Source organism: Streptomyces xinghaiensis S187 (genome assembly GCF_000220705.2).
In the GTDB taxonomy this organism is placed as follows: domain Bacteria; phylum Actinomycetota; class Actinomycetes; order Streptomycetales; family Streptomycetaceae; genus Streptomyces; species Streptomyces xinghaiensis.
Genome location: NZ_CP023202.1, coordinates 3,136,467 through 3,151,819, shown reverse-complemented (window position 1 = coordinate 3,151,819; position 15,353 = coordinate 3,136,467). Strand labels below are relative to the sequence as shown.

12 protein-coding genes are annotated in these 15,353 nt (G+C 73.9%); 3 read left to right on the top strand and 9 right to left on the bottom strand.

From position 1 onward, the window contains the following. Window positions 1-106: 106 nt before the first annotated feature. Window positions 107-2,137, bottom strand: a complete 2,031-nt coding sequence (locus tag SXIN_RS13450) for an NACHT domain-containing protein (protein ID WP_019707677.1) — start codon at window positions 2,135-2,137, stop codon at window positions 107-109. A gap of 541 nt (window positions 2,138-2,678) precedes the next feature. Between SXIN_RS13450 and SXIN_RS13445 the strand changes: the two genes are divergently transcribed. Continuing rightward, window positions 2,679-3,413, top strand: coding sequence for a M23 family metallopeptidase (locus tag SXIN_RS13445; RefSeq protein WP_019707068.1), 735 nt, complete (start codon window positions 2,679-2,681; stop codon window positions 3,411-3,413). A gap of 31 nt (window positions 3,414-3,444) precedes the next feature. Here the strand turns inward: SXIN_RS13445 and SXIN_RS13440 are convergent, their stop codons facing one another. Beyond that, window positions 3,445-4,035 carry a TetR/AcrR family transcriptional regulator gene (locus tag SXIN_RS13440; protein WP_019707678.1) on the bottom strand — a complete coding sequence of 197 codons (591 nt, stop codon included), beginning with the start codon at window positions 4,033-4,035 and terminating at the stop codon, window positions 3,445-3,447. Between the two features lie 289 nt (window positions 4,036-4,324). On the opposite strand from SXIN_RS13440, the gene SXIN_RS13435 reads away from it, so the two are divergent. Beyond that, window positions 4,325-6,055 carry an MDR family MFS transporter gene (locus tag SXIN_RS13435; protein WP_095757033.1) on the top strand — a complete coding sequence of 577 codons (1,731 nt, stop codon included), beginning with the start codon at window positions 4,325-4,327 and terminating at the stop codon, window positions 6,053-6,055. Between the two features lie 45 nt (window positions 6,056-6,100). Here SXIN_RS13435 and cseC read toward each other — a convergent pair whose 3' ends face one another. The 5 genes from cseC to SXIN_RS13410 form a co-directional block, all read right to left on the bottom strand. After that, complete coding sequence (gene cseC / locus SXIN_RS13430) at window positions 6,101-7,588, bottom strand: two-component system sensor histidine kinase CseC (protein ID WP_238153757.1); 1,488 nt, start codon at window positions 7,586-7,588, stop codon at window positions 6,101-6,103. A 13-nt stretch (window positions 7,589-7,601) separates the two neighbouring features. Further along, window positions 7,602-8,312: a two-component system response regulator CseB gene (cseB, locus tag SXIN_RS13425; protein ID WP_019707680.1), complete on the bottom strand. Its 711-nt coding sequence runs from the start codon at window positions 8,310-8,312 to the stop codon at window positions 7,602-7,604. A gap of 10 nt (window positions 8,313-8,322) precedes the next feature. Beyond that, window positions 8,323-9,099, bottom strand: coding sequence for an LppP/LprE family lipoprotein (locus SXIN_RS13420; protein WP_238153756.1), 777 nt, complete (start codon window positions 9,097-9,099; stop codon window positions 8,323-8,325). After that, on the bottom strand, window positions 9,096-9,650 hold the full coding sequence (locus tag SXIN_RS13415) for a SigE family RNA polymerase sigma factor (RefSeq protein ID WP_019707682.1): 555 nt from the start codon (window positions 9,648-9,650) through the stop codon (window positions 9,096-9,098). The genes SXIN_RS13420 and SXIN_RS13415 overlap by 4 nt, the downstream gene beginning before the upstream one ends. Window positions 9,651-9,960: 310 nt before the next feature. Beyond that, window positions 9,961-10,974: an HhH-GPD family protein gene (locus tag SXIN_RS13410; protein WP_238153755.1), complete on the bottom strand. Its 1,014-nt coding sequence runs from the start codon at window positions 10,972-10,974 to the stop codon at window positions 9,961-9,963. Between the two features lie 325 nt (window positions 10,975-11,299). Between SXIN_RS13410 and SXIN_RS13405 the strand changes: the two genes are divergently transcribed. Next, window positions 11,300-12,136, top strand: a complete 837-nt coding sequence (locus tag SXIN_RS13405; RefSeq protein ID WP_095757031.1) for a hypothetical protein — start codon at window positions 11,300-11,302, stop codon at window positions 12,134-12,136. 77 nt (window positions 12,137-12,213) lie between these two features. Here the strand turns inward: SXIN_RS13405 and disA are convergent, their stop codons facing one another. Both disA and radA read right to left on the bottom strand, forming a co-directional pair. After that, a complete protein-coding gene (disA, locus tag SXIN_RS13400; protein WP_019707684.1) occupies window positions 12,214-13,338 on the bottom strand; it encodes a DNA integrity scanning diadenylate cyclase DisA in 1,125 nt (374 codons plus the stop codon). A 214-nt stretch (window positions 13,339-13,552) separates the two neighbouring features. Then, complete coding sequence (gene radA, locus SXIN_RS13395) at window positions 13,553-15,058, bottom strand: DNA repair protein RadA (RefSeq protein ID WP_238153754.1); 1,506 nt, start codon at window positions 15,056-15,058, stop codon at window positions 13,553-13,555. Between the last annotated feature and the right edge of the window lie 295 nt (window positions 15,059-15,353).

The following is a 15,353-nucleotide window of genomic DNA, read 5'->3' as shown; positions in this document are numbered from 1 at the left end:
ATTCCCGGCGCAGACGATGCCGGAAGCCGGCCGGTACGGCCGGGAGGCGGCGGGGATAGGCGGCGGGGGCCAAGCCCCCGGGCGGAAGCCCGTCCCGGCCCGCCGGTCAGACCGTCACCAGGTGTATGCCCTCCGGAACCCCGTGCACCGGGAGGGCGTGGCGGCTCACGCTCAGAGTGTGCAGCCGCGGGAAGGAGCTCAGCCACTCCAGTCGGGTGCCCAGGTCGTAGGCGAGCCACAGGTGCGTCAGCTTCTCGGCGACGAGCCCCTCGACCAGCTGCCCCGGGGTGAACCGGCCGGCGATCTGGACGGCCGGGCGGCCCCCGAGGCGGCGCAGCGCGTGCAGCTCCTCCAGGTCGGACACGGGGAAGTCCAGGGCGCGCTCGTCGAGGTGGGCGATGATCTCGTCGGCGTACCGGTCGGTGTCGTACCGGCGCCAGGCGCCCGCGAGCAGGGAGCGGAGGTGCCAGGACTCGCGGTGCCGCAGCCGCACGAGGTAGTCGATGGCCCGGTCGTCGGCGATGGACGTGGCGGTGACGGCCAGCAGATACGCCTCGCGGTCGGGGAGGCCGGCCGGGTCGGGCAGCATCTCCAGGGCGATCGGGCCGATCCAGCCGAGGGCGCGGGCGGCCGCCTCCGTGGTCGGGCGGACCATGTTCTTGGTGTACTGGTGCACTCTGGACCGCACCCCGGGGTCCAGTTCGGTGACGTGCTCCAGGCAGGCCGCGGCGAGCAGCTTGCGGTGCCGGGCCTCCACGGGCTTGGCGCCCGGCCGGGCGGCCAGCAGGCCCTCCAGCAGCTTGGCGCACTCGTCCGGCCTGGCCAGGGCCACGGCCATCCGGACGACCTCCTCCCAGTCGTCCTGGTGGGCGTGGCCGATGAGGAAGTCGAAGTCGTGGCGCTCCACGGCGGCCCGCGCGCTCAGATAGTCCTGGAAGGTGCGGTGGACGAAGTCCACCGAGCCGGGCGTGGGCTCCCGCAGCAGCCCGGTGCGGTTGAGCAGATGCCGGTAGATCTCCGCGGGCCCGCCCTGTTTCAGGGCTTCGGGTATCGCCGGCAGATGGCGCTCCAGGATGTCCACGGCCGTGGAGACGTCCATCTCCGAGCGCTCGTGGACCAGCATCCAGTGGGCCAGTTTCTGGAGCAGCTGGACCTTCGACTCCTGGGCCAGGTCGATGCCGTCGGTCGTGGCCATGTCCCGTTCCCGGTCGCGCCGCTCCAGCAGCATGGAGAGCGCGGCGTCGTACAGGGCGCGGCGGCCGCGCGGCAGGTAGCCGCGCCGGTCGCGGTGGAGGGCGCAGATCAGGCCGCACATCAGCGGATTGGTGGCCAGCCGGCCGAGTTCGCGGGTGGTCCGCACGGCTGCCAGCAGGGTGCGTTCGTACTCGTCCAGCCGGTGCAGGTCCTTGGGCCGCTCCGCCCGCGCCGCGGCGTGCCAGCGCTGGATGAACGCGGCCACGCCGTCCCGGCTCAGCGGGGCCAGCTTGAGCTCGGTGAAGCCGTCGGAGGCGAGCCAGGCGTCGGGCACGGCCGAGGGCCGGGAGGTGACGAGCCAGATGTTGCCCGGGTGGGTGGCGATCAGCGTCCGCAGTTCGGCCCGGAGCTGCTCGCGGAGGCCCTCGGGGGCCTCGTCGATCCCGTCGATCAGCATCAGCCCCCGCCCGCCGGCCAGGACGCGCCCGGCCCAGCCCGGCGGCTGGCTCTCGGCGCACGGGTGCCGTACGGCGGTCAGGAACTCCTCGGGGGCCGGGAACCCCTTGTGCGGGAAGCGCCGCACGGGCAGGACGAACGGCACCCGGTCGCGGAGCGGCGCGAGCTGGTCCGGCAGCTCGTCCCGGGCCGTGGAGACCGCCAGCCACTGGACCAGGGTGGTCTTGCCGGATCCCGCCACCCCGCGCAGCAGCACCCGGTCCCGGCCGGCGAGGGCCTGTTCGGCGGGGAGGGCGGGGTACGGCTGCGGGCCCGCCGTTCCGGAGCCGTCCGGGCCGACCTCCGCCTCCAGGCTGAGATACGCGGCGTCCAGCGGCCAGGTGTCGGGCGAGTGGTTGAGATCGATGCCGTAGATGGTGAGGTGGTTGTGTCCGGCGATGATGTCGTGGGCGTAGCGCTCCTCGAACGCGGCGTCCTCGGGATGCATGTCCCGTCCCCCCGGGGTGGCTGTGGCGACAGCTCTACAGCTCTCTCTGGGCACCCAGGGTAGGGGAGCGGGGCGCTGCGTGAACCGGCTTGCGCCGGTTCGGGGAACGGCCCGGCGGGGCGGTGGGAGCTCCGGTCCGGCGGGCCGGGAGCGTGCGGAGAAGTCGTTGATCTCGGTTTTCGGTGACGTGCCGCACGTGGCCCGGCTCACCTCCTACCCGCCTTAGGAGACGGTGCGGGGGAGCCCGGGGCGCCCGGCGCGGAGGGGTGTGCGCCGCGTGACCGGACGGCCTCCGAAGTGGGGCGTTTACGGGGCGGGCGAGCGGGGAGGGTGCGGTGCCCCCGGGCCCCGGAAGCGGGGGAGACGGGTTCCGCGCCTCCGCCGGCGGCGCGTTCGGCGGACGGCGGGGCCGGGTGCCGGCTACGGCCTCCGGTAGGAGTAGGGGTGCTTGAACCCCTGGGCGGGGCGGGTTACCAAGGTAGGGCGCAAGCGGACGAAATCCGCGAAACGCGCAAACCCCCCACTTCGGAGGTAACTCCTGATGTTCAAGCACGCTCAGATCCTCACCGACATGACTCCCCTGCGCCGCCGCGCCGCCTTCATGGCCGCCGGTGTCGGAGCCACCGCCGTGCTGGGGACCGGAGTCGCGCTGGGCACCCAGGGCGAGACCCAGAACCCCGCCCCGCAGACGGGGATGACCTCGGCCGCCACGTCCAAGTCCGGTATCAAGGCGCTCACCGCCCAGGCGGAGGCGCAGAAGAAGGCCGCCGAGGGCAAGGCCGCGGCCGAGGCCGCCGCCGAGCGTGCCGGCCAGGAGGCCGCCGACCGTTCGAAGCGTGAGACCGTCACCCAGGCCGCCGCGAAGGCTCCCGCTTCCTGGGTGAAGCCGGTGGACAGCTATGTGAAGGGCTCCACCTTCGGTATCGGTGGTGACCGCTGGGCGAACAAGCACTCCGGCCAGGACTTCGCCGCGCCGACCGGTACCTCGGTGAAGACCGTGCACGAGGGCACCGTGGTCCAGGCCGGCTGGGGTGGCTCGTACGGCAACAACATCGTGGTCAAGCACGACGCCGGCACCTTCACCCAGTACGCCCACCTGTCGAAGATCACCGTTCCGGTCGGCACCCAGGTGACCACCGGGCAGGAGATCGGCAAGGTCGGTTCCACCGGTAACTCCACCGGCCCGCACCTGCACTTCGAGACCCGCACCACCCCCAACTACGGCTCCGGTATCGACCCGGTGGCCTTCCTGAAGCAGCGCGGCGTCACCCTGTGACGGACGCGGGGCGCACCGCGCGGCCGCGGGGTCACTGAGACCGCTTGAGGGAGCGGCCGGCATCCGCCGCGGCGATCAGATCGAGGGCGACTTCGAGGACGGCAGCACGCTTGTCCTCGGGGTCGCCCTCGATGTCCTTCAGCGCGAAGATCCCGGCGTGGATGGTGAAGAGCGCGCTGACGGAGCGGACCTGGTCGGTGAGGCTCGCGTCCGGTTCCTTCACCAGCTCGAAGAGCGCGAACATCCGTTCCTTGACGTTGCCGCCGATGCTCAGGTCGCGCACCGTCGCCTGGTTCTCCTGGACGAAGCGGAAGACCGGGGCGGCGTCGTGGAGTGCCGCGCTGTAGCGGCGGAGCAGCTCCCGCTTGGTCTCCTGGTTCCGCGGCTGTTCCCGGCCCCAGGCGATCAGCTCGTCGAGGGGCCGGGTCCGGTCCTCGAAGATGCTGATGAGGATGTCCTCCTTGGTCTTGAAGTGGTAGTAGAGCGCCGCCTTGGTGACGTCCAGCTGTGCGGCGATCTCGCGCAGCGAGGTCTTCTCGTACCCCTGCTCGACGAAGAGGGAGAGCGCGGCATCCTGGATGCGGCGGCGGGTGTCCCCCCGGCGCGTGCGCGGTGTGGCCACGGTGGCTCTCCTGCTCCCTGCTCGTGTGTGCGTACCGGTCCGGCCGGCCGTGTACGGACCGGCCGCCGTACGGGCCCGTGCCCGGCGGCGGCGCCGTCCGGCCGCCACCGAATTTACTTGACGTGCGGCAAGTGGGCGGGCTAGCTTCCGGGATATTCTGCTAGCCGGGCGGCAAGTAAGTTTACCCCGGCGGCCGGCACCCGCCTCCGCGACGCCCGCCGCCCCCGCGCGCCGGTACCCGGCCGGCACCGAAGCCTTCTTCTCGCGCACTCCCGGGGGAGCGACCACCATGACCCAGGCCACACCCGACACCGTCCACGAGGAACCACCCGCCGGCCCGCCGGCCACGGAGCCGCCCCGGCGCAGCGTCCGCGTGGTGCTGCTCGCCCTCATGATCGCGATGCTGCTCGCCATGCTCGACAACATGATCATCGGGACGGCGATGCCGACCATCGTCGGTGAGCTGGGCGGGCTCGAACACCTCTCCTGGGTGGTGACCGCCTACACCCTCACGACCGCGGCCTCCACCCCGGTCTGGGGGAAGCTCGGCGACATGTACGGCCGCAAGGGCATCTTCATCACCTCGATCGTGGTGTTCCTGCTCGGCTCCGCGCTCTCCGGCATGGCCCAGACCATGGGCCAGCTCATCGGCTTCCGCGGCGTCCAGGGCCTGGGCGCGGGCGGCCTGATCGTCGGCGTGATGGCGATCATCGGCGATCTCATCCCGCCCCGGGAACGCGGCCGGTACCAGGGCATGATGGCCGGGGTCATGGCCCTGGCCATGATCGGCGGGCCGCTCGTCGGCGGCACCCTCACCGACACGCTCGGCTGGCGCTGGAGCTTCTACATCAACCTCCCGCTCGGCGCCGTCGCCCTGGCCATGGTCACGACGGTGCTGCACCTGCCGAAGAAGCGGACGAAGGCGCGGATCGACTACGCGGGCGCCGCGCTGCTCACCGTGGCCATCACCTCGATGGTGCTCGTCACCACCTGGGGCGGCCTGGAGTACGCCTGGGACTCCGCCGTCATCACGGGCCTCGCCGGCACCGCCGTCGTCACGACGATCGCGCTGCTGGTGGTGGAGAGCAGGGTCGCGGAACCGGTGCTGCCGCTCGGCATCTTCCGCAGCCGCAACTTCTCGCTGATGACCCTCATCGGCTTCCTGGTCGGTTTCGTGATGTTCGGCTCGATGACCTTCCTGCCGCTCTACCAGCAGACCGTGCAGGGCGCCTCGGCGACCAACTCCGGGCTGCTCCTGCTGCCGCTGCTGCTGGCGATGATGGTGGTCTCGCTGATCGCCGGCCGGGTCACCACCCGGAGCGGCAGGTACAAGATCTTCCCGGTGCTCGGCGGCGGGCTGATGGTCGCCGGGCTGTTCCTGCTGTCGACGATGGACACCGGCACCTCCCGGTTCGTCTCCGGCTGCTACATGGCGGTCCTCGGCGCCGGCCTCGGTTTCCTGATGCAGATCACCATGCTCGTCGCCCAGAACAGCGTCGAGATGAAGGACATGGGCGTCGCCTCCTCGACGGCGACGCTGTTCCGCACGGTCGGCGGCTCCTTCGGCGTCGCGATCATGGGCGCGCTCTTCACCCACCGGGTCCAGGACGGCATGGCCGGCGGAGCCGGGCCCGGTGCCCCGGCCGTCACGGAGGGAGCCGCGCAGCTCGACGCGGCGAGCCTGGCGAAGCTGCCGGACGCGGTGCGGGAGGCGTACCAGTCCGCGGTGGCCGGCGGTACGCACATCGTCTTCCTGGTGGCCGCGTTCGCCGCTGTGGCCGGCTTCCTGGCGGCCTGGTTCGTCCAGGAGGTGCCCCTGCGGGGAGCCGGCCCGGACGGGCCGGGAGCGGGCCCCGGGGGGACGGACGGCGCGCGGGCCGGGGCGGACGCCGGGGGCGCGGGTGCGCACGCGGGCGCCGGAGCCGTCGGCGGCGGCGACGGCGGCACCAGCGACGGCACCGGACCGGGTTCCGGCGGCGGTGTCCGGGCGGGCGGGCTCCCGGCGGCGAAACCGGTCTGAGCCGAGCGGGAGCGAGCCCCCGTACCACCCCGTGCGGCCCGGCGCTCAGGACCGGGGGGCGGGCAGGGTCACGACGGGGATGCCGCCGCTGTCCGTGGGTGCCGTTCCCGGCAGCCACAGCACGGCGACCGCACCGCCGTCCGGCGCGTTGCGGAAGGTGAGGGCCGCGCCCAGCACCCGGGCCTGGCCGGCCGCGATGGTCAGGCCCAGGCCGTGGCCCCGCCCGGCCCGGTCGGCGCTGCCGGTGCGGAACCGGCTCGGCCCCTCCACCAGCAGCGCCGGCGGGAAGCCCGGCCCGTGGTCCCGTACCCGTAGGACCCGGCCCTCCACGGTGACCCGGACCGGTTCCCGGCCGTGTTTGGCGGCGTTGGCGAGCAGATTGCCCAGGACCCGCTCCAGCCGCCGCGGATCGGTCTGCACCCGCGCGTCCCGTACGACCTCCATCCCGGCCTCCGGGGCGAGGACGCGGACCCGGCGGGCGACGAACTCGCCGAGCGCGACCTCCTGGAGCTCGGCCCGCTCGGTGGCGCTGTCCAGCCGGGCCACCTCCAGGACATCCTCCACCAGGGTCCGCAGCGCCTGCGCACGGTCCCGCACCAGCTCCGAGGGGCGGCCGGGCGGCAGCAGCTCGGCCGCCGTGACCAGCCCGGTCACCGGGGTGCGCAGTTCGTGCGCGATGTCGGCGGTGACCCGCCGCTCGGCCTCCAGCCGCTGCTGGAGCGCGTCGGCCATGGCGTCCACGGCGCGCGCCAGATCGTCGGTCTCGTCCCGCACCCGGCCGCCGATCGCGTCCCGTACCCGGACGTCCGTATCGCCCTGGGCGACCTGGCCCGCGGCCGTCGCGGCCTGCCGCAGCCGCCGGGAGAGCTGGCCGCCGACGAGGACGCCCAGCAGGCAGCCGCCGCCGATCACCGAGACGGAGCCGATGGACAGCGCCCGGTCCAGATCGCTCAGCACGGCGTAGCGGTCCTCGAAGCGGGTGTGGATGGAGAGGACCCGGCCGCCGGCCAGCGGTACCGCGGCCCACACCTCGGGAGGGCCCTCGCCGGTGTCCTCCAGATACGTGGCGCGCTGCCCGCCCCGCACCGCCTCCCGGAGCTCGGGGGGCAGGGCGGGGTCGTCGATGTGCGCGTCGAAGTTGAGCCGGCCGGTGGACTCGTAGATCCGCTGGGCGAAGGTGACCCGCTCGTCCTGGATGTCGCGGCTGCCGTTGAGCAGCGAGACGCGGGCGGCGTTGTGGACGGCGAGGCTGAGCGCGAGGGCGACCAGCGCGCCCACCGCGGCGATGGCGGCGCTGAGCTTCCAGCGCAGCCCCGTGCGCGGACGGAAACGGCCGGAGGGGACGCGGCGCGCGAGACGGCGGGACAGGGCGCGGAGCCGGCCGGTGCCCGGATCCCGGCCGGGCCCGTCCCCGTCCCCGTCCCCGTCCCCGTCCGCGGACGGGGACGGGGACGGGGTGGGGGACGGCGGGGGAGCGGACGGCCGCGAGGACGTCGCGGAGGGCCCGGGCGGGGAGGGGTCGCGGGTCGGCACGGGCGTCCCCCGCTCAGCCGCGCAGTTTGTAGCCGAAGCCGCGCACCGTGTCGATGCGCTCCTGGCCGATCTTGGTGCGGAGCCGCTGCACATGGACGTCCACGACGCGGGTGTCGCCGCCCCAGTCGTAGTCCCAGACCCGCTCCAGCAGCCGGTCGCGGGAGAGCACCGTGCCCGGCGCGGAGGAGAACTCCAGCAGCAGCCGCATCTCGGTCGGGGTCAGCGAGACCGGCTCGCCGTCCCTGCGGACCTCCATGCCGCCCGTGTCGATCTCCAGATCGCCGAAGCGCAGCGGTTCCTCGCCCGCCTCCCCGTCGGGCCCGGCCCCCGCGGGGCCGTCCGGACCGCCGGCCGCGTGGCCGAAGCGGCGCAGCACCGCCCGGATCCGGGCGACCAGGACCGCGCTGTCGAACGGCTTGGTCACGTAGTCGTCCGCGCCCGCCTCCAGGCCCAGCACCACGTCGATCGAGTCGGCCCGCGCCGACAGCATGATCACCGGCACCGCCGACTCGTCCCGGATGTGGCGGCACAGGCTCACCCCGTCCAGACCCGGCAGCATCACGTCGAGCAGCGCGATGTCCGGCCGGTCGCCCCGGAAGAGCTCCAGGCCGGTCAGCCCGTCCGGTGCCGCCGTGACCACGAGTCCGGCACGCTCCAGGGCGAGTTGGGTCGCCTCCCGGATGACGTCGTCGTCCTCGACGAAGAGCACATGCGTCGCGGCCATCGCCCGCCCCTCAGTCGGCCGGTCGCGGGCTGGGCGGTGCTTCCTCGCGAACGCCGCCCGCGGACTTGCTGTAATCGTTGTGTATGCGCGCCCGCTCGGAGAAGGCCCCGTCGCGCCACCGGTAGGTGACCACTTCCTCGCCCGAGGGGCAGCAGACCTTGTCGCCTCTCGCGTAGACCTGCTTCTTGACCTCCAGCTCGCCCCCGATGATCTCGGCGTAGACCGGGGAGATGTCGTCGGCGAAGACATTGCGGTACCAGCGGCCGTCCACGCTGACGGCTTCGCGGAGGTCCTTCCCGCTCTCGCCGTCGTTCCCGCCGGGACGGACCGTGGCGGGGCCCTGCTCGCGGTAGACGTAGGCCGCGATGCCGAAGGAGTCCTGGCAGGTCAGCACGTTGATCACGACATCGGGCACGTCGTTCCCGGTGAGGGTGCCATAGCTGACGTCGACCGGGTACTCGTCCCCGGCGCACGGTTCGAGGCTCTTGCGGATTTTGGTGTCCACCGTGGGGTCGTTCTTGATGATCTCGACCGGATCGACCTTGCGGGGCGACGCGGAGGACGGCGCCGGGGAAGGCGTCGGGGCCGACTCGGTCCGGGCGGGCCCCTCCTCGCGCACCCCCGTCCCCGGCGCGCTGCACCCCGCCAGGACCAGTGCGGTGGCGGACGCGGCGGCCACCGCCGCCCCGACCCGCACGAAACCCGCCGGGACGGTGCGCGTCCGGGCGGGTCCGGGTGCGGTACCGGTGGGCTCCGGGAGCCCCCGGGAGCGTTCGGTGTCCGTCACGCCGCGCACTGCGGCTGCCCTCGTTCCATGCGTTCTCTGCGCTCCGTCGCCCGCGCGTCCAGCTCGCGGTTCTCCAGCTCCTGGCGCATCCGGGCCAGCGCCCGGTGCAGTGTGCTCTTCACGGTTCCGGTGGACATGCCCAGGGCCGCCGCCGTCTCCTGTGTGCTCATCTGCTCCCAGTGTCGCAGGACCACCACACTGCGCTGCTTCGGGGCCAGCACCCGCAGGACGTCCATCAGCAGCGCCCGGTCCGCGCGCTGCTCGGAGCCGTCCTCCAGGCTGGCCTCCGGCAGCTGGTCGACGGGCACCTCGTCGAGCTTGCGGGCCCGCCACCACTCGGTGCGGGTGTTGATCATCACGCGCCGGAGGTAGGCGTCGGCCAGGGACTTGTCGGCGATGCCGTCCCAGCGGCCGAAGGTGCGGGCGAGCGCGGTCTGCAGCAGGTCCTGCGCGTCGACGGGGTCCCGGACGAGCCTGCGGGCGCTGCGCAGCAGGGCGTCCTGCCGGGACCGTACGTACTCCTCGAAGCCCAGCACCTCGTTGTCCGCCATCGCCGACCGCCTCCGTCCCCGCTCTTCCCGCCCCGTGTGTGGCCGGTGTCCCCGGTACGGAAGCAAGCTACTGAGCGGCTGTAACGGAGCGGTCCGGTCTGCCCCTCGGCGGGCGCACGGCAACCCATCGGTTGTGTAACAACTCCGCCGGGACGGGCGGTCCGTGGAACCGGACGGGGTCAGGAGGCGGCCGTGGAACGGCACTTGACTGGATCGGATCAGCTGCTGATCAACTCTGACGTGTTTCGTGGGGCTTTCGATCGGTGCGGATCGCGCAACCGGTTCCGTGCCGTTTCTCCCCGAGTTCGGCTCAGGTCGGCTCTGCTCGGCTCAGCGGCAGCCGGTAGCTGCCGTCCGCCAGCGGTTCGACCAGGCCGTCCGCGACGAGCCCGTCCAGCGCGCGGGCCCGCTGCACCGGCTCCTCCCACACCGCGTCCAGCACTCGCTGCGGAACCGGCGCCGTCGCCTCGCGGAGCACCGCGAGCAGCTTGCCGCGCACCTGGCGGTCCGTACCGGCGTAGGTCTGCCCGCGGCGCGGCGGGCCGTCGTGCGGCGGCGAACCGGCCAGCCGCCAGGCGCACCGCGCGGCGATCGGGCAGCGCCCGCAGCCGGGGTTCCGCGCCGTGCACACCAGTGCGCCCAGCTCCATCGTGGACGCCGCCCAGCGGGCCGCCGTGCCGTCGTCCTCCGGCAGCAGGGCACGGGCCAGGCGGCGTTCGGCGGCGGTCGTGGCCGTCGGCGGGTACTGGACGCCGGTCACGGCGCGGGCGAGGACCCGGCGGACGTTGGTGTCCAGCACGGCGTGCCGGCCGCCGTACGCGAACGAGGCCACGGCGGCGGCCGTGTACTCGCCGACACCCGGCAGCGCCAGCAGCTTCGCGTGGTCGCGCGGCACGTTCCCGCCGTGCCGTTCCGCTATCGCCACGGCGGCCCCGTGCAGCCGCAGCGCGCGGCGCGGGTAGCCGAGCCGGCCCCAGGCGCGCACCGCCTCCCCGGGCGCCTCGGCGGCCAGGCCGGCCGGGCGGGGCCAGCGCGCCAGCCACTGCTCGTAGACGGGCAGCACGCGCGCCACCGGAGTCTGCTGGAGCATGAACTCGCTGACCATGACACCCCACGCGCCCGCTTCGGGGCGGCGCCAGGGAAGGTCGCGGGCGTGCTCGTCGAACCAGCCGATCACGGCGGAGTGGAGGGCGGCGGGGGAGGCGGCCGCCGCGCTCGCCGTCGCGGCGCTCGCTGCCGTCGTGTTCTCCGGTTCCGTCGTGTTCTCCGGGGCCGTCGTGCTCTTCGGGGGTGCGCTCATCGAGGGCTTCGGGATCGCAGTCATGACACCCCCGATCCTGCCAGAGCCCTCCGACGCCAGGGTGCTCCGCCACCGGCGCCGTCCGCCGCCGTCCGGCGCCCTGTGCCGCACGGCGCGGAAGGGGACGCCGCCGCCGCTTGCCGCCACGCCCGTCTCCCGTACGCCGCACGGGAGTTACGGGAAGCGGGCGCGCCGTCACCCCGGGTGCACCGGACGGGAACCGAGCGCGCAGGGAAGGGCGCTCGGAGGGCCCGGCCGAGACCGAACCGGAATGATGATCGTCAAAAGTTGCGGTGACGGCGGCGGGTATACGCCTGAACGGGCCCTCTTCTCTCGTAAGGTTTCCGGCGTGGGTTCTCTGCGCAATCCTGTCGGGCCGCTTCCCTCCTCCATCTACTGGCGCCGGAGGGCGGTAGCCCTGTGCGTGGTCGCGTTGCTGGCCGTGCTCGTCGTCTGGGCCGTCCGGTCCACCGGGGGCGGCGGCGGTGACGGAGGCGGCGGAGCCGACGGCAAGGGCCCCGCGCAGTCCATCACCCCCGGCCCCTCCTCCTCCGGACCCGCGATCAGCGAACGGCCCGGCGGCCGCGACGACTCGGGCGGCACCGGGGGCGGCGACGACGGCGGTGACAGCGGCGGCACGGGCGGCTCGGCCGGCTCCGGCGGCGGCTCGGGCGGGGACGCCGGCAGCGGTGGCTCCGGTGGCTCCGGTGGCGGTGCGGCCGGCGGCGGCTCGGGCTCCGGAGGCAGCGGCGGCGGAAGCGGCATCCCGGCGGGAACGGCCCTCCCCGACTGCGGCGCCGGCGACGTGGAACTGCGGATCCGCACCGTCGAGAACCGCTACGAACCGGGCGAGAAGCCGGAGTTCGAGCTGACCGCCGAGAGCACCTCGAACCGCTCCTGCGAGGTGGACTTCGGCGAGAAGACCGCGGTGCTCACCATCACCCCGGCCGACGAGGACGACCCGCTGTGGGCGTCCGACGACTGCCTCAAGGAGAGCCGGGAGATCCGGCTGCGGGTACCGGCCGGCGGCGAGGCCACGTACACGGTCGAATGGGACCGCAAACCGAGCGCGCCCGAGTGCGCCACGCCCGGGGCGGGTCCGGCGAAGGCGGGCACCTATCTGATCGAGGCGGAGGCCAAGGGCATCGACAAGGCCGAGGTCTCCTTCGTCCTGGCCAAGGACTGACCCGGCCGGTCCGGCACACCAGCCCGCGGCGCGCCCGCCCGCGGAACCGGCCGCCGCCGGAGAACGCTCCGCGTCCCTCAGACGTAGCGTTCGAGGATCGAGGACTCCGCCAGCCGGGACAGGCCCTCGCGCACCGAGCGCGCCCGGGCCTCGCCCACCCCGTCGACCGTCTGCAGATCGTCGACGCTCGCGGCGAGCAGCTTCTGCAGCCCGCCGAAGTGCTCCACCAGCCGCTCGATGATGGTGTTCGGCAGCCGCGGCACCTTGGCCAGCAGCCGGTAACCCCGCGGCGACACCGCCGAGTCGAGCGTCTCGGGCGAACCGCTGTAGCCCAGGGCGCGGGCCACCACCGGCAGTTCCAGCAGCTCGGTGTGCGACAGCTTGTCGAGCTCGGAGAGGGCCTCGGGGACCGTGCGGGTCCGCTTGGCGGTCGGCTCGGGCACGTAGTCCCGCACCACCAGCTCGCGCTCCGGTTCGACTCCCGCGATCAACTCGTCCAGCTGGAGCGAGAGAAGCCGGCCGTCGGTGCCCAGCTCGACGACGTACTCGGCGATCTCGGTGGCGATGCGGCGGACCATCTCCAGCCGCTGCGCCACGGCGGAGACGTCCCGGACCGTCACCAAGTCCTCGATCTCCAGGGCGGAGAGAGTGCCCGCCACCTCGTCGAGACGGAGCTTGTACCGCTCCAGCGTGGCGAGGGCCTGGTTGGCGCGGGACAGGATCGCCGCCGAGTCCTCCAGCACCCGGCGCTGCCCGCCGACGTAGAGCGCGATCAGCCGCATCGACTGGCTGACGGAGACCACGGGGAAGCCGGCCTGGATCGACACGCGCTGCGCCGTGCGGTGCCGGGTGCCGGTCTCCTCGGTCGGGATCGACGCGTCGGGGACGAGCTGCACCCCCGCCCGCACGATCTTGGTGATGTCCTTGTCGAGGATGAGCGCGCCGTCGAGCTTGCACAGCTCGCGCAGGCGCGTCGCGGAGAACTCCACATCGAGGACGAAGCCGCCGGAGCACATGGCCTCGACGTGCTTGTCCATGCCCAGCACGATCAGTCCGCCGGTGTTCCCGCGGAGAACGCGCTCGAGTCCGTCGCGCAGGGCGGTACCGGGCGCGACAGCGCTCAGCGAGGCGCGCATCAGGCCCTCGGTACCGGAGCTCCCGCCGGATTTGCCGGGAGTCGCTGCCCGGTCGTTGGCTGCCACTGCACTCCTCCGGTCGCAGAATTCGGGGCCCGGGTGCGTACGTACGGGCGAGACCAGGGCAAAGTCTACCGGCGGCCGGACGACTTGTGTGGTGCGTCTCGGCTCAGGGGTGCGCGGCGCCCCCGGCGCACGCTCCGGAGCGCACGCCGGGGAGCGTGGTGCGGAGCCGCCCCGAGCCCCCGCCGGAGTGCGCTCCGGACGGGCCGCCGGCGTCTCAGCCCGGGGCGCCTCCCGAGAGCGGCGAGGACTCCGCCGCACCGCGGTCCGGACGCCCCGGCCGGCCCGGCCGCCCGGACCGCTCCGCCCCGCCGGCCCCCTCCGACTCCTCGGCCCGCTCCCGGCGCGGCCGGCGCGGCAGCACCCGCAGCGCCTCCCCCATGTCCGCGACCTCGATGACCCGCATCCCCTCCGGCACCCGCCCCGGATCGGTCGGCACCAGCGCGTGGGTGAAGCCCAAGCGGGCCGCCTCCGACAGCCGGCGCTGCACCCCCGTGACCCGCCGGACCTCGCCCGCCAGGCCGACCTCGCCGATCGCGACGAGGTTCTTCGGCAGCGGGGTGTCGCTCGCCGCGCTCGCCAGCGCCAGGGCGATCGCGAGATCCGCCGCCGGCTCCGACAGCTTCACCCCGCCGACCGTGGCGCTGTAGATGTCTCGCTTCCCCAGCTGGGAGATCTTGCCGCGCTGCTCCAGCACCGCCAGCATCATCGACACCCGGGAAGTCTCCAGGCCCGAGGTCGTCCTGCGCGGTGACGGGATCTGCGAGTCGACGGTGAGCGCCTGCACCTCCGCGACCAGCGGCCGGCGCCCCTCCAGCGTCACCGTCAGACAGGTGCCCGGGACCGGCTCGGCGCGGCGGGTGAGGAAGAGACCCGACGGGTCGGCGAGGCCCGTGATCCCCTCGTCGTGCAGTTCGAAGCAGCCCACCTCGTCCGTCGTGCCGTAGCGGTTCTTGACGCCCCGGACCAGCCGCAGCCGGGCGTGCCGGTCGCCCTCGAAGTGCAGCACCACGTCGACGAGATGCTCCAGCAGCCGCGGCCCGGCGATGGCGCCGTCCTTGGTGACGTGGCCCACCAGCAGCGTGGACATCCCGCGCTCCTTGGAGGCCCGGATCAGCGCCCCCGCCACCTCCCGCACCTGCGCCATGCCGCCGGGCGCGCCGTCGATCTCCGGGGAGGCCACCGTCTGCACGGAGTCCAGGACCAGCAACGACGGCTTGACGGAGTCGAGATGGCCGAGCACGGCCGACAGGTCCGTCTCCGCCGCCAGATACAGATGGTCCGAGATCGCGCCGATCCGGTCGGCGCGGAGCCGCACCTGGCTCGCGGACTCCTCGCCGGTGACGTAGAGCGTGCGCTCCTGGTCGGTGGCCGCCTTGGCCGCGACATCCAGCAGCAGCGTCGACTTGCCCACGCCCGGTTCGCCGGCCAGCAGCACGACGGCGCCCGGCACCAGGCCGCCCCCCAGCACCCGGTCCAGCTCGGGCACGCCCGTGGCCCGCGCGGTCGCCCGGCGGCCGTCGACCTGGCCGATCGGCAGCGCCGCGGTGGACACCCGGCCGGGCGCGGTCGTCCGCACGGCGGGCGCGCCGCCGGCCTCCTCGACCGTGCCCCACGTCTGGCACTCGGGGCAGCGGCCGAGCCACTTGGCGGTGGTCCAGCCGCACTCGGTGCAGCGGTAGGAGGGACGGTCCTTGGCGGACGTACGGGTGCGGGAAGCCATGCCGCAACGCTAGCGCCGTGCGGTGACAACGCGCGGGGCGGTACCGGAACGGGGCAGGGCCCGCGTGGGACGCCGGGGCGCGGGGCGAGAACCCCGGGGCGAGAACCCCGGGGCGAGAACCCCGGGACGAAACCCCGGGACGGAGCACGGGACGGAGCACGGGACGGAGCACGGGGCACCGGGCGCGGCCGCCCCGGACGGTGGCCGGCCCCGAAGCCGCCCCAGAAGCCGCCCCCGAGCGCGGGACCGACGGCGCCCATCACCCGTAGGGATGAAAAGCGCCGGAGCGGGGCGA

What these genes read in the sequence shown, in the direction of transcription:
- radA (WP_238153754.1), bottom strand. Translation starts at nt 15,058, where the DNA reads ATGGCTTCCCGCACCCGTACGTCCGCCAAGGACCGTCCCTCCTACCGC.
- SXIN_RS13435 (WP_095757033.1), top strand. Translation starts at nt 4,325, where the DNA reads ATGACCCAGGCCACACCCGACACCGTCCACGAGGAACCACCCGCCGGC.
- SXIN_RS13410 (WP_238153755.1), bottom strand. Translation starts at nt 10,974, where the DNA reads ATGACTGCGATCCCGAAGCCCTCGATGAGCGCACCCCCGAAGAGCACG.
- SXIN_RS13415 (WP_019707682.1), bottom strand. Translation starts at nt 9,650, where the DNA reads ATGGCGGACAACGAGGTGCTGGGCTTCGAGGAGTACGTACGGTCCCGG.
- cseB (WP_019707680.1), bottom strand. Translation starts at nt 8,312, where the DNA reads ATGGCCGCGACGCATGTGCTCTTCGTCGAGGACGACGACGTCATCCGG.
- SXIN_RS13450 (WP_019707677.1), bottom strand. Translation starts at nt 2,137, where the DNA reads ATGCATCCCGAGGACGCCGCGTTCGAGGAGCGCTACGCCCACGACATC.
- SXIN_RS13445 (WP_019707068.1), top strand. Translation starts at nt 2,679, where the DNA reads ATGTTCAAGCACGCTCAGATCCTCACCGACATGACTCCCCTGCGCCGC.